The 13,684-nt window shown below is 50.8% G+C and carries 13 protein-coding genes; 6 read left to right on the top strand and 7 right to left on the bottom strand.

Annotated features, from left to right (window positions below):
* The first annotated feature begins 14 nt into the window (after positions 1 to 14).
* Complete coding sequence (yddG, locus tag ACLO87_RS11450; RefSeq protein WP_430223770.1) at positions 15 to 899, top strand: aromatic amino acid DMT transporter YddG; 885 nt, start codon at positions 15 to 17, stop codon at positions 897 to 899.
* An 18-nt stretch (positions 900 to 917) separates the two neighbouring features.
* Here the strand turns inward: yddG and ACLO87_RS11445 are convergent, their stop codons facing one another.
* The gene (locus ACLO87_RS11445) at positions 918 to 2,192 is read right to left on the bottom strand and encodes a bifunctional O-acetylhomoserine aminocarboxypropyltransferase/cysteine synthase (protein ID WP_430223769.1); all 1,275 of its coding nucleotides are present in this window, start codon (positions 2,190 to 2,192) and stop codon (positions 918 to 920) included.
* A gap of 267 nt (positions 2,193 to 2,459) precedes the next feature.
* Here ACLO87_RS11445 and ACLO87_RS11440 point away from each other — a divergent pair, with 267 nt between their 5' ends.
* Entirely contained in the window at positions 2,460 to 5,150 is a 2,691-nt protein-coding gene (locus ACLO87_RS11440) for an AsmA family protein (RefSeq protein ID WP_135861856.1), read from the top strand.
* 39 nt (positions 5,151 to 5,189) lie between these two features.
* Here the strand turns inward: ACLO87_RS11440 and ACLO87_RS11435 are convergent, their stop codons facing one another.
* The 3 genes from ACLO87_RS11435 to rsmD all read right to left on the bottom strand — a co-directional run bounded on the left by ACLO87_RS11435 (position 5,190) and on the right by rsmD (position 6,689).
* Entirely contained in the window at positions 5,190 to 5,447 is a 258-nt protein-coding gene (locus ACLO87_RS11435) for a YfhL family 4Fe-4S dicluster ferredoxin (protein WP_135861854.1), read from the bottom strand.
* A 66-nt stretch (positions 5,448 to 5,513) separates the two neighbouring features.
* Complete coding sequence (gene coaD / locus ACLO87_RS11430; protein WP_135861852.1) at positions 5,514 to 6,029, bottom strand: pantetheine-phosphate adenylyltransferase; 516 nt, start codon at positions 6,027 to 6,029, stop codon at positions 5,514 to 5,516.
* Between the two features lie 81 nt (positions 6,030 to 6,110).
* Positions 6,111 to 6,689, bottom strand: a complete 579-nt coding sequence (rsmD, locus tag ACLO87_RS11425) for a 16S rRNA (guanine(966)-N(2))-methyltransferase RsmD (protein ID WP_135861850.1) — start codon at positions 6,687 to 6,689, stop codon at positions 6,111 to 6,113.
* 55 nt (positions 6,690 to 6,744) lie between these two features.
* On the opposite strand from rsmD, the gene ftsY reads away from it, so the two are divergent.
* Positions 6,745 to 8,046 carry a signal recognition particle-docking protein FtsY gene (gene ftsY, locus ACLO87_RS11420; protein WP_430223768.1) on the top strand — a complete coding sequence of 434 codons (1,302 nt, stop codon included), beginning with the start codon at positions 6,745 to 6,747 and terminating at the stop codon, positions 8,044 to 8,046.
* A 94-nt stretch (positions 8,047 to 8,140) separates the two neighbouring features.
* Here ftsY and ACLO87_RS11415 read toward each other — a convergent pair whose 3' ends face one another.
* The 3 genes from ACLO87_RS11415 to ACLO87_RS11405 all read right to left on the bottom strand — a co-directional run bounded on the left by ACLO87_RS11415 (position 8,141) and on the right by ACLO87_RS11405 (position 11,385).
* Positions 8,141 to 8,893, bottom strand: a complete 753-nt coding sequence (locus tag ACLO87_RS11415; protein ID WP_430223767.1) for a helix-turn-helix transcriptional regulator — start codon at positions 8,891 to 8,893, stop codon at positions 8,141 to 8,143.
* Positions 8,894 to 9,034: 141 nt separating this feature from the next.
* A complete protein-coding gene (locus tag ACLO87_RS11410) occupies positions 9,035 to 9,670 on the bottom strand; it encodes a YbhB/YbcL family Raf kinase inhibitor-like protein (protein WP_430223766.1) in 636 nt (211 codons plus the stop codon).
* Between the two features lie 212 nt (positions 9,671 to 9,882).
* On the bottom strand, positions 9,883 to 11,385 hold the full coding sequence (locus ACLO87_RS11405) for a CYTH and CHAD domain-containing protein (RefSeq protein ID WP_430223765.1): 1,503 nt from the start codon (positions 11,383 to 11,385) through the stop codon (positions 9,883 to 9,885).
* A gap of 114 nt (positions 11,386 to 11,499) precedes the next feature.
* Here ACLO87_RS11405 and ribBA point away from each other — a divergent pair, with 114 nt between their 5' ends.
* The 3 genes from ribBA to nusB are packed head-to-tail and all read left to right on the top strand — an operon-like array spanning position 11,500 to position 13,683.
* Positions 11,500 to 12,669, top strand: coding sequence for a bifunctional 3,4-dihydroxy-2-butanone-4-phosphate synthase/GTP cyclohydrolase II (gene ribBA, locus ACLO87_RS11400; RefSeq protein ID WP_135861843.1), 1,170 nt, complete (start codon positions 11,500 to 11,502; stop codon positions 12,667 to 12,669).
* 14 nt (positions 12,670 to 12,683) lie between these two features.
* Positions 12,684 to 13,202: a 6,7-dimethyl-8-ribityllumazine synthase gene (gene ribH / locus ACLO87_RS11395; protein WP_135861841.1), complete on the top strand. Its 519-nt coding sequence runs from the start codon at positions 12,684 to 12,686 to the stop codon at positions 13,200 to 13,202.
* Positions 13,150 to 13,683, top strand: a complete 534-nt coding sequence (gene nusB, locus ACLO87_RS11390; RefSeq protein WP_135861839.1) for a transcription antitermination factor NusB — start codon at positions 13,150 to 13,152, stop codon at positions 13,681 to 13,683. Before ribH ends, nusB begins: the two co-directional genes overlap by 53 nt.
* The last annotated feature ends 1 nt before the right edge of the window (position 13,684 follow it).

Raw genomic sequence — 13,684 nt, 5'->3', positions numbered from 1 at the left:
GGCAGGCCTTGGGTATGCCTTCAGCAAAGAAAGCCACGCTTATAGGTTTGCTTGCCGTATTGTTATGGAGCCTGATCGTAGGCTTAATACGCGGGGTCAGCGAAAGCTTTGGTGCGGTAGGTGGTGCGGCGCTGATTTACAGTGTGGCATCGCTGATTCTGTGGGTGAGCGTAGGTTTCCCTAAAGTGCGAGAATTCCCACGCCGTTATCTGGTGTGGGGCAGCCTGTTATTTGTGCTGTATGAGCTGTGTTTAGCCTTATCCATAGGCTATGCCAGCCATGCTAGGCAGGCCATAGAAGTGGGAATGGTGAACTATCTATGGCCTACGCTGACGATTGTCTTTGCCATTCTCTTCAATAAGCAAAAAACCACATGGCTGATCGTGCCAGGCTTTGTGTTGTCTATGCTAGGCGTGGCGTGGGTATTGGGCTCAGATCAAGGTTTGGACCTACCCGGCATGTGGGTGAACATTCAAGAAAACCCACTAAGCTATGGGTTAGCGCTGCTAGGGGCGTTGATTTGGGCTGCCTACTGCACGGTCACTACACGTATAGCGCAGGGTAAAAATGGCATCACGCTATTTTTTATGTTGGTAGCGATAGCGCTGTGGGGGATGTACGCCGTAGGTGAGCAACCCGCTATGCATTTCAGCGTGGGTTCATTAGTGTATTTGGTGTTTGCCGCCATTGCGATGGGCTTTGGATATGCGGCGTGGAATGTGGGAATTTTGTACGGAAATGTGACGCTGCTTGCTGGGGCGTCTTACTTTATTCCGGTGTTTTCGGCAGCCTTTGCGGCGTTGCTGTTGCGTACACCGTTGTCATGGTCATTCTGGCAAGGTGCGGCAATGGTATGTGTGGGGTCTGTATTGTGTTGGCAGGCTACCCGCAAGAGGTAGCCTGACCTAAACACTAGCTTATTTAGCTGCATCCAATGCTTGGGTCAAATCAGCCAAGATGTCATCAATGTGCTCAATCCCGATGGACAAGCGCACCATATCCAAACTTACACCCGCAGTTTCCAGCTCTTGCTCGTTTAACTGACGGTGAGTGGTGGTAGCTGGGTGGCAAGCCAACGATTTGGTGTCACCGATGTTAACTAAGCGCGTGATCAGTTTCAGTGCATCAATAAAGCGTGCACCAGCTTCACGACCGCCTTCAATACCGAAGCTCAAAATCGCAGCAGGTTTGCCGCCCATGTAACGTACTGCCAAATCGTGCTCTGGGTGCTCTGGCAGGCCTGCGTAGTTCACCCATTTTACTTGTGGGTGTTTCTGCAGGAATTGCGCCGCTTTCAGTGCATTTTCTGTGTGACGTTCCATGCGCAGGGGCAGAGTCTCAATGCCTTGCAGGATTTGGAATGCATTGAAAGGAGACAAGGCTGCACCGGTGTTACGCAGAGGCACTACGCGGCAGCGGCCAATAAATGCAGCGGCACCAAAGGCTTCGGTGTAAACCACGCCGTGGTAGGATGGATCAGGCGTATTCAGAATAGCAAAACGCTCTTTGTGCTCAGCCCAAGGGAATTTACCGGAATCCACTACTGCGCCAGCAATGGTTGTACCGTGGCCGCCCATGTATTTAGTCAGGGAGTGCACCACGATATCTGCACCGTGTTCAAACGGGCGGCACAGCGCTGGGGAAGCTACAGTGTTATCCACAATCAGTGGTACGCCATGACGGTGAGCTAAGTCAGCCAAGGCTTGAATATCTACGATGTTAGCGCCGGGGTTGCCGATGGTTTCGCAGAATACGGCTTTGGTGCGTGCATCGATCAGAGATTCGAGTTTGGCTAATTCGTTATGGGCTGCAAAACGAACCTCAATACCTTGACGTGGAAACGTGTGGGCAAACAGGTTGTAGGTGCCGCCATAAAGTTTACTCACCGAAACAATATTGTCACCCGCCTCAGCGATGGTTTGTATAGCATAACTAATGGCGGCCATGCCGGATGCTACAGCTAGGGCAGCAACACCACCTTCCAGTGCCGCAACGCGCTCCTCCAACACAGCATTGGTTGGGTTCATAATGCGGGTGTAGATATTACCTGGTACCTTCAGATCAAACAGATCCGCGCCATGTTGAGTATTATCAAAGGCGTAAGAGGTGGTTTGGTAAATCGGTACGGCAACAGCTTTAGTAGTTGGATCAGGGCTGTAACCAGCATGAACGGCAAGTGTTTCCAGTTTCATAATGGGAGCGGGCAAAAGAAGGTAAGTGAAATAATCGCAGGTAATATGTGCATCGTACCGGTGGCTGACTGGCTATAGTTAGACAGAAAGCAGATTTCTATATTTCTTTTGGTAATGTGCAACCGGCTGATAGTACGATTGTAGGCTTATTGCTGGAAAAACACACTTTTTTACAGTGTGATGCGCAGTGCCAATGGTTGCGGTAGCATGCAGGCTGGAAGCGTGAAAGCTCAGCACAAATGGATGGAACGGTGGTTTGAGGACTAAATGAAAGTGTGGTTCAAGCGTAGCCTATTAGGCTTGGTAGTGATTTTCATCGTGGCATTAGTAGGTGCCGCCATTTTTTTGCTGACTTTTGATCCTAATGCCTACAAACGTAAGCTAGAAGAAATTGTCTACGAGCGCTACCAACGCACCCTGGCTATAGAGGGTGAAATAGAACTGTCTTTATTTCCCCGTATAGGTTTGTCTGTTAACGGTGTGTCGCTGTCTGAGCGTAATAGCGACCAAACCTTTATGTCGGTAGACAGTGCTCGCTTTGCCGTGGCGATTTGGCCGTTAATGTCTAACCAGTTCGTGGTGGATCATGTCTCGCTAAATGGTTTTAAGGTTTGGCTTGAGCGTGAAAAAGACGGCAGTTTTAATTTCTCCGATCTACTGGATGACACGGCACTGGAAAACGTGCCGGCTACTACAGCTAGTTCTGGTGGTTGGATCATAGGTGCTGCACACGCTGCTGAAGTAGAAGACCCAGCAGAAGGTACGGTGTCTGACGACCCAGCTCACGCAACGATTCCTAAAGAGGAAGAGCCTGGCTCAGAGCTGAGTAAAGTATTGGCGAGCTTGAAAGAAGCTGTACGCCCAGATACAGGTAAAACCCAATTCCAAATTGATATCGCGGGCCTAGATTTCCGTGAAGGCGAAGTGCACTACTACGACCATATTTTAGGTGGTGGTGGGCAAATCGTAGGCCTAGACATGAATACTGGGCGCATGACTTTTGGGCAGCCTTTTGATCTGAAGTTTAAAGGTCGTCTACAAGGAACTAAACCACACATGGAGGCAGCGCTGGATGGCCAGGCGCTGCTGCGTCTGGACCCTTACAGCCATATCTACGCTGCGCAGCGTATCAATGTACAAGTACAAGGGGATGTAGGTAGCTACAAAACCGAGCAGTTGCAGCTTAAAGGTGGTGTGGAATACCAATCCTTGGTGGGGGTAGTGCGTGTACAAGGCATGGAGCTTACTACTCAAGGTGAGTTGGCCAGTCGAACCATGCCGCTCTCTGATGTACAGGCAAGCTTGAGCATCCCCGATTTAATTTATGCAGGCCAGCATTCGTTATTGCGTATTCAGCGCATGGCACTGCGTACCAAAGGTAACTACGAGCATGATGCAGTAGAGTTGGCTTTGGATATACCTGATGTGTATACAGACAGCAACTCGGCTGAGATGAAGTCTCCTATAGTGGGTAGCTTTATCCGCTCTGGAGTGAATTCTACGGGCGTTAAATTGCGCATAGAAGACCTTAGCGGTACGGATGAGCAGTTGCGGGCTGAACGCTTTAGCGTAGATGCCGTCTTGAAGCAGCCTTTGCAGGCTTGGGTAGTGAAAGTTGCTAGCCCTTTGGTATGGCAGCGCGAGCAAAAAGAGCTGTCTTGGGCAGAGTTAAAAGGGGTATTTAGCCTTGAGGATGAGGGCTTGCCTAATCAGCGTGTAGAGGCAGATTTAACAGGTTCGTTAACATGGGCAACCCCCGTAAATCAGTGGAATACGCATCTGGATATTGGTGAAAGTGCAGGGCGTATTGCCTTGGATGCACGTTATCAGCCGCAAGCGGATCCAAATCTGGATTTCACCATGCAGGTGCAAGATACAGATTTTGCTAATTGGATTCCATCAGCCGAGGTGCGCAAGCAGCGTGGTCGAGTGGTATCGGGTGAGCAGCAAGATGCTAACGAGCAATTCGTAGGTCCAGTGGCTGGTACAGTCATGGACTTAAGTTTCTTGAACAAATACACGGTACAGGGCAAAGCACAGCTGCAAAACGTGAAAGTGGGCAAGCTCACGTTAGAGCAGCTCAAAGCAGATTTAGGCATAGGCCAAGGTGAGCTACTGCTGAAGCTCAACAGCGCAGAGTTCTACCAAGGTAGCTTGTTAAGTGAGCTGCGTTTGAAGGCGGATAGTAGTGTGCGTGCTTCGGTAGATGCCTACGGCATTGAGTCGGGCGCTATCCTGGAAGATGCGTTTGGGCAAACTCGTATGAGTGGTAAGAGCGATATCAGTGCTCGAGTCACCGCATCGGGGCATACACCAGCAGCGTGGTTGCGCAGCCTAAGCGGCACCTTCAATCTGGATACTGTAGATGGCCGTGTTTATGGTCTAGATGCCTTTGAAACACTTGCTAGTGTTGTTGATGTTGCTAAGAATGCGTTTAGCCCACAGTTGCCACCTCTGGCGTTAGGTTTTGACTTACGCCGCAGTACCAGTTTTTCTGCGTTGAGTTTGCAATCTACTTTGCGTGATGGTGTGCTGAGCTTTAACTCTATGTTGGCGAATTCCCCTGATTTACGTATCAGTATGCGTAAACCATCCTCCATTAATTTGGTGGATCAGAGTTTGGATTTGACCTTAGAGTTCCGTCTGCTAAGCCAAATGCGTAACAACACGAATGCCAGCTTGTTGAAAGAGCTGTTTAGGGTAACGGTTCCAGTGCAGTTGGTAGGTTCTCTCTCGCATCCAGAGCATAAAATCTTGTGGAATGAGATCAGCAGTAAATTGGTGCAGCAGGCGTTGGAAAATGGCTTGGTTGAAAAACTAGTGGGTCAACCCTTGTTGGATACACTGATGGATGCCCGTGAGACAGGCGAAGCATTGACTAAGCGTGTGGAACAAGCAGCACCTAGTCGCAGTCTGGGGGTATTGTTTAGAGATTTGTTAGGGGGATCAAAACCCTAATAAAAAACGGGGCTGATAGCCCCGTTTTTTATTGCCTGCTTAGGCTTCAGTCAGCCCAGCGAGTTTCTGAAACTTCTTCAGTAAAATCTCTTGGCTTTCTTGATGCTCAGGGTGCACTTCAATGCACTCAACAGGGCAAAAGACAACGCACTGTGGCTCGTCAAAGTGTCCCACGCATTCAGTACAGAGTGAAGGATTGATCTCGTAGATCTCTTCACCCATGTAGATAGCGGTGTTGGGGCATTGCGGCTCACAGACATCGCAGTTAATGCATTCTTCGGTAATGGTAAGGGCCATGGCTATTGCAAAAGCTAAAGCAAAACAATGAGTTCAGTGTATACCGTCTGGCCCTACTTTGCCGCTTTAACCCTTTTTAGCGAGTAGTTCTTGTTGTTCGCGAGCGATACGCGCTTTGCTGACCAACCAGCGCTCTACGGACGGGAACACAAACTTGCTCACATCACCACCCAAAATAGCAATCTCACGCACGATAGTGCCAGAGATGAATTGGTATTGGTCGGATGGTGTCATGAACAGGGTTTCAACTTCAGGCAACAGGTGGCGGTTCATACCAGCCATCTGGAACTCGTATTCGAAGTCGGACACCGCACGCAAACCACGTACGATGACTCGGCCATCTTGTTCACGCACAAAGTCTTTGAGCAAGCCGGCAAAGCTTTTGACTTCCACGTTGGGGTAATGGCCTAGTACTTCTCGGGCAATCTCCACGCGCTCCTCCACGCTGAAGAATGGCCGTTTAGCTTGGCTATGAGCAATACCCACCACCACGTGATCAAACAAGTTCGCCGCACGGCGTACTAGGTCTTCGTGGCCACGGGTAAAAGGGTCAAAGGTACCTGGGTAAACAGCTGTAATCATAAGATATTATTAATTATCGATGAGAGTGGTAGCAAATGTTGCGCAGAACAATACTGTCACGATGAATATGTAGTTATGGCGTTAGGCATTATTATCTGTTTTTTGCGCTGCAGCAAACATGAACAGTGAATAATACACATTTCCTGCTCGTTGCTCCCGTAATGGCGTAAGAAACTCAGGGACAGTAATAGTATTTTCAGACTCTACATACACCAGAGCATCCGGCGCTAAAATACGAGGCAGTAGGGGCCAAACCTTCTCCAGCCATTGCTGGTTGAAAGGGGGATCCAGAAAAACCAGATCATAAGGCATTTCAGTACGTTCCAAAACATGCAGTGCATCGCCTGCATGAATGCGTACAGATAGGGCATCTAGCTTGTTGCGTATTGCCCTCAGCGATGAAATGGCGTTTGGGTTGTTTTCTACCATTTGTACATGCGCGACGCCGTGCGAAGCTGCCTCAAAACCCAAGGCACCTGAGCCGGCAAACAAGTCCAGCACGCGTTTTTGCTGAAAATCGTCCTGCCAGAAATGGCGTAACCAATTAAAGAGAGTTTCGCGTACACGATCAGGAGTAGGGCGTAGCCCTGCCGCTTCCGGTACAGTGATAGGTGTGCGGCGGTATTCCCCGCCTACAATACGGATTGTGTGTTTTTTCATGGGCGCGTAGTATCGCCAGTGGCGTGATCCAGAATTTTGCTTAAGTGTAGATTGTATGTTCAGTTTTTTTAAAAGAAAGAAAGCCGCAAAAGAAGAGGCTGTTGTCAGTACGACGCACGAGCCGCTTCAGTCCACTGCGGTAGAAAACCCTGTGCCAGTGGTGCCCGAGGCTGAGGCCGTTGTGCGCGCACCCGCACAGGTAGAGGTTTTAGCACCCGATGATGGCATTTTCAAAGAGCATGCGCGGGAAGTACCAGCCGTGTCAACGGCTGATGAACCAGTGGTGGAAGCACAACCTGTAGTGCAGACTATTGTTGAGCCAGAGCCAGAAGTTGTAGAAGTTGCGGACGTAGAGCAACACGATAGCATCGTTGCCGAACCCGAACCCGAACCCGAACCCGAACCCGAACCCGAACCCGAACCGCAAGCCGAGCCGGCGAAAGGGTCTTGGTTGTCGCGCCTACGACAAGGTTTGTCTCGTACAGGCCAAGCCATTGGCGGTATTTTCGTTGGCGTTAAGGTTGATGAAAATCTGTTCGAAGAGCTAGAAACTGCATTGATCATGGCGGATGCCGGTATGGAAGCAACCGAAAAGTTGCTGACAGAGCTGCGCGCTAAAGTGAAAAAAGACCGTATCGCTCAAGCAGAAGATGTGAAAGTCGCCTTGCGCGAAATTCTGACCAATCACCTGAAAGTGTTGGAAAAGCAATTTGATCTGAATGCAGCCAAGCCACTGGTGGTGATGATTGCAGGCGTGAACGGTGCGGGTAAAACTACGTCCATTGGTAAATTGGCGAATGACTTCCAAGCCAAAGGCGCATCCGTGTTGTTGGCCGCAGGCGATACATTTAGGGCAGCCGCCCGTGAGCAACTGATTGAGTGGGGGGCTCGTAATAATGTGGCGGTGATTGCTCAAGACGGTGGTGACCCTGCTGCGGTGGCCTTTGATGCGGTCAACGCAGGTAAAGCACGTGAGACTGGTGTGGTGATGGTGGATACCGCTGGTCGTTTGCCTACGCAACTGCACTTGATGGAAGAGTTGAAAAAAATCCGTCGTGTAGTGGCTAAAGCTGACGGCAGTGCACCGCACGAAGTGCTACTAGTGGTAGATGGCAACACTGGTCAAAACGCGTTGTCACAGATTAAGGCCTTTGATGCTGCCATTAACCTCACTGGTTTGGTGGTGACTAAACTAGACGGTACTGCTAAGGGTGGTATCTTGGCTGCTGTGGCAGCTGGCGGCCAAGGTGTACGTCCTGTGCCCGTGTATTGGATTGGTGTGGGTGAAGGCATTCACGATTTGCAGCCATTTGTGGCAAGTGAATTTGCATCGGCGCTGTTAGGCGATAAAACCTAAGTATCGCTTGCACAAGAAATGCCACCTGCATCCTACAGGTGGCATTTTTTATTTCGGCGTGTCTTGGCGTGTGCCACCAACAGAATTATGGCTATCAGCGAACTCCAGAAGGCAGGTAGCCAAAACGCGCTCGGAAGCGTTCGGAAAACCGTGCGGGTGACTGATAGCCGCAAGCCTGCGCAACGTGCGGAATGCTCCACGATGTGGTCTGTAGCAGCATTAGGGCATGGTGCATGCGAGTATCTATCAGCAGATTCTCGAAGCGCACACTTTCACTGGCGAGGCGTCGTCGTAGTGTGGCCTCACTCATCGCTAGCGCACGGCCAGCTTCGTGTGCTGTCCAAGCTTGATCAGGAGCTTCGCTAATCAAAGTACGTAAGCGCCCAGCTGTTCCGCTTTGTTTAGGTCCGCGAAAGACATGTCCTCGTTCAGCAAGCGCAAAGAGTAAATCCATGAGCCTGCACTGTAGCCGTTCGTCGCTTACACGTTTGATATCCACGCTTTCTAGTACCAACTGAAACGTAGCGGCTAGGTCGTCGTCCAGTGCTGCTAGCCCATAAGGGGCCTGTCTAGCAGCATCGGGGGGATTGGCGTGGCTAGTGCACCGAAATGCTTCTAGTAAGGTTGTAGAAAGAGTCAGGAAAATGGAGCGGAAGCACTTCTCATGCTCATCCGGCGTTTTCACTAAATTGACGCACGTGCCCGGCTCGACGAGCAGTAACGACGCCTGTGCATCAAGCGCAAGTGGATTAGTGTCATCATCTAAGTCCAATCGGCCTGCTACGATCAGCAGTACGGTGGCGTCATGGAATAAAAACCCCGTAGTATGCTGAGTTCGTGTTAACACAGGCTGTGCCAGTGCGCACAAGCCGCGTCTAAGCACGGGCGTGCCAGATGGTAATACCCAGTGCTTGTGAGCCTTGGTTTGTACAGCCGGTGAGGCTGTTTGTGGCGGTTCTTGGAGGCGCGGTTTGTGCTGAGTCACTGGTCAGTTAAGTGGTACGCAAGGGTTGAGGCTGTACAAACCAGTGAGGCTGGCTTGTCCTAGTACTGGAGCAGTCTTCAATGCTGCGAGTACGTTAGCGCCCGTCAGTGGTCCGTTGACCAACAAGGAGGGGGTTGCCAACGCATAGACCGTGAAAACATAGTGGTGAACGCGTGTGTCATTCCAGGGAGGGCATGGGCCATCGTATCCATGGTAATTGCCCTTCATTTGTTCGTCGCCGGCGAACCAGGCTGTGTAGTCGTTAATGCCGTGGCGCATGCCGCCCATGGTATCGGGACCGGGCTTGCCGCGTGGCGTGACGCCGTCTGAGTGCGAGCCAGCAGCGATCTCTGTAGTGTTGGCGGGAATATCTAGTAGCAACCAGTGAAAGAAGTCAATTCTGGGCAGGTCGGCAGGAACCTCACGACCTTCCTGATTCACGTCATCACCGCGACTTGGCACGTCAGGATCGTGGCACACCATGACAAATGACTGGGTGCCTACGGGGACATTGCTCCATGCAAAGTGTGGATTGCGGTTTGCTGAGAGAGCAACATGCTGGGCAGCATTAGGCACGGCGAAAGCAAATTCGCCAGGAATGGCCTGACCGTCCTTGAAACTGTGACTGATGAGTTGCATATGAGGTGTAGTCCTGTGGATAGTTAAAGGCATGCTGTGCAGCGTGGTGCACAACTGATGGCCATTCTACGGGCGCAGGAACTACTCTAAAGCACCATATCCAATCAATTATCTCACATTACCAATCAAAATGATCGCTTTTGATAAGTTTGGTGCGTGTTTTGAGCGTGATGTACACGCTCATGCCGGTTTTCTTTGCGGGCAGGTAAGTCTTAGTCTGGATAGGCAGTATGTACCAGCTGCTTCAGTACTTTCTTTGCTTGCTTCACGTAATGTTGTCGCGTGGCGGTTAGCCAACCTAGCGCCCAATAGCGTTGCTCTAGGTCATCCAAATGCTGTTGGCACCATTCGTGGGTGACATCGCAATCGGTGATTTTCCCCAAGAAGTGCTGTGTATTACGTAGGGCATCGTATAGTGGTCTATGCGATGAGGTACCTAGAAATTCCAAGCAATAACGCAAGGTTTTAATGCGGTTACGCAGTCTGTGCTGTTGGCGCTGACTTAGTTCGGCAAAGTTTTGGCTACGCAATTGAATGGACTGTAGCTGAGCACGCAATACTGCATGTAAGGCCAAATAGGGTTTGGGCTGTGCGTCGTGACGTTCTTCTTCAACTAAATTTTGACCACTTAGGAGTTGGGCAAGGTTGCTCAATAAGCAGCGCTGAAAGCTAGAGCTAGCCGCTAATTGCTGTATCTCTGCGCTGGTGCTGGCGGTAGTAGGTAGCACCAAAGCAGGGCCAGGTAAGCCTGCCAACATTAGGCGTGGCAGAGTTTCTAGGCTTAGCAAGTCAGAGTCTCTTGCTTCCCCAAACATGGCAAAAAATGGGCGCATTTCACGTGTGGCAGCCTGCTCTGCTGTGCTCATCCATGGACTGAACAAACGTCGGCAGGAGCGTAGTCTGCGCATCCCTACGCGCATTAATGCCAAGTAGGTGGCTTGTTGCTCTTCATCGGCTTCATGGTCATCAATGCCCGCTAACAGCGACGCATTACGGATGATTTGCCCCAGATACAGTAGCGCACTGTCCACATACCCTTGTTGCAGGTTATGGATGGTAGGAAAAGCGTGAGTATGTAGCCTGTAGGCTTGATACAGCGCATCATGCACGGCTTCAGGGCTGGTGGCACCGCAGTTTACTACCTGTGCCAAGATATCGCCGCGTTCTGATTTACTGCGCAAATCAATGATGAGGCCGAATTGCTCCATCCATTGGCCGCCCAGTTGGAAAATACTGGCTACATCACCCTCAATCAGCTCAAACTCAATTTCGTTGACAGGCAGTTCTACATGGCCAGATTGGATAACACCCTTGTCCAAGGCGATCTCTACGATAGAACCAGCACAGTCCAAGCGTACATGTTGACGCTCTATGCGTGTTTCATAGCGTGGAGCCAACTGTGCTGCATGTTGTTGTACTACCGCAGCGGCAGGTAGATTGTCGTAGAGCGTCAGATCCAGTGTGGGCGTGGGGCGCACATGGTTGTATTCCAACTTTGATAGCTCATCAGGACCGGCGGCTTTTAGGGTTTGAATCCATTGGTCGCCTTCTAGTCGTAAACGCAGCGCAACACGAGCTTTGGCCAGCGTGCGAGACGGTGTGTCAAAGTAAATAGCATGTAGGGGCTGTATGGAAGGGTTTAATGCTGCAATCTGATCCAGTAGCCCCTTCCGGCTCTGCTCAGGTACATACAGTTTCAGCTCGCGTTCTAGCACAGGATGACAAAAGTGTTGGGTTGATGAGTGATATTGGCACACGCCATCAGCGTATTGTACGAATTTGCCGTGCAAGCGCTAAAATGGAGCTATCTACTATAAAGCAGGAACGTCATGAGTCATACAGTACAGACAGAGCTTTCCGAAGCGGATATGCAACAGGCAATTTCATCCGTGACCGAGATCGTGGCTGAGCTACGGGCTGGTCGGATGGTGATTCTGGTCGATGAAGAAGACCGAGAGAATGAAGGCGACTTGGTAATGGCGGCAGAGTTTGTCACGCCAGAAGCCATTAACTTCATGGTTACCCATGCACGCGGACTGGTGTGCTTGACCCTGACCGAAGAACGTTGCTTACAACTGGATCTGCCCCTGATGGCGTCCCGTAATGGCACGCGCTTTGGTACAAATTTCACGGTATCCATTGAAGCCGCTGAAGGCGTGGCTACCGGTATTTCGGCAGCTGACCGTGCCCGCACTATTAAGGCGGCAGTCGCACACGATGCTAAACCCGCTGATTTGGTACAGCCAGGCCACATTTTCCCCGTCAAAGCAGTGAATGGCGGCGTGTTGGTACGTGCCGGCCATACCGAAGCTGGTTGCGATTTGACACGTATGGCAGGGCTTACTCCTGCTGCCGCTATCTGTGAAATCTTGAAACCTGATGGCAGCATGGCACGGTTGCCAGACCTGATCGTATTTGCGCGTGAGCATGGTTTGAAAATCGGTACGATTGCCGATTTGATTCAATACCGTAGCGAACACGAATCCATGGTTGAGCGTCTGTTCGATAACGAACTGACTACTCCTTGGGGCAAATTCCAAGCGATTGGTTACCGTGATTTGGCATCAGGTGCGCTGCACTTGGCGTTACAACATGGCACTATTTCGCCAGACACCGAAACGCTGGTGCGTGTGCATGAGCCAACAACCGTGTTGGATTTGTTGTGCTCCGAAGGTAAAGAGCACAGTTGGACAGTTGCTGGTGCATTGGATGTAATTAAACAATCCGAGGCCGGTGTTGTGGTATTAATGAATTGCCAAGGCGAGGCTGATACCTTGTTTGAGCAGTTCTCTGCACGCCAAGCCGAGGGAGCCTCTGCTGCTGGTGAACAACGTCAACACCGCTACGATTTGCGTACTTACGGTATTGGTGCACAAATCTTGCGTGATTTGAATGTGGGCAAAGCGCGATTACTGGCCCGTCCACGTAAAATGCCAAGTATGGCAGGCTTTGCCCTGACCATTACGGGTTACTATAGCGAACCAACTCATTCTGCTTGATCGGAGCCGCCACTATGAATCCTTATATTGTAAATCCTGACTTTAACGGCGAAGGCCTGCACGTAGGTATTGTTCGTGCACGTTTCAACGAAGAAATCGGTACAGCGCAGCTGGAAGCTTGCGTGGCAGAACTGGTGGCGTTGGGTGTAGATGCACGTGACATCACAGTGTTGTCTATTCCTGGTGCTTTGGAAGCGGGTTTGATTTTGGCTCAAATGGCTGAAACAGGCGAGTTCGATGCATTGGTTGCATTGGGTGCCGTAATCCGTGGCGAAACCTACCACTTCGAGATTGTCAGTAACGAAAGCGCAGCGGCTATTAGCCGTGTGTCGTTGGAAATGGGCATGCCTATTGCCAACGGTATTCTGACTACCGAAAATGATGAACAAGCGCAGGTGCGCGCTGCTGAGAAAGGCCGTGATTGTGCCCGTACAGCGGTAGAAATGGCCAACTTGATGGCATTGCTAGAACCCGACTTCGATGAAGAAGACGAGTTCGAAGAGGAAGAAGATTTTGACAACGACGACGAATAAAACGCCGGGTAGTAACGGTCGCCAGAACCCCACTCGCAGTGCCCGCAGACGGGCACGCGAGTTTGCGTTGCAGGGGGTTTATGCTTGGTTGATCCGTGGTGTTGATGGTACCCGCGAAGCGGGGGCTATTGATGCACACATACGCGGTGAAGAATACTTTAACGACGCCGATGCACAGTGGTACCACACGCTGTTTTACGGGGTGATTCAAGAGGCACCAGAATTGCGTGAGCAGTTCATGCCACACGTGGATCGTCCTTTGGAAGAGCTGTCTCCCATTGAGCACGGCATCTTGTTGCTGGGCAGCTATGAGTTGGCCCATCACGTAGAAGTGCCTTACCGTGTAGCCATCAACGAGGCTGTTGAGTTGGCAAAAGAATTTGGCGGCACTGACGGCTTCAAGTTCGTGAATGGTGTTCTAGACCGAGTGGCAGCGGCAGTACGTCCTGCTGAAGTGAAGAAATACCAGAATCGCAGCTGAG

Source organism: Paenalcaligenes sp. Me52 (assembly GCF_050487965.1).
In the GTDB taxonomy this organism is placed as follows: domain Bacteria; phylum Pseudomonadota; class Gammaproteobacteria; order Burkholderiales; family Burkholderiaceae_B; genus Paenalcaligenes.
Note: the sequence above shows the minus strand (reverse complement) of the source record. Positions and strands in the feature narration are given on the sequence as shown.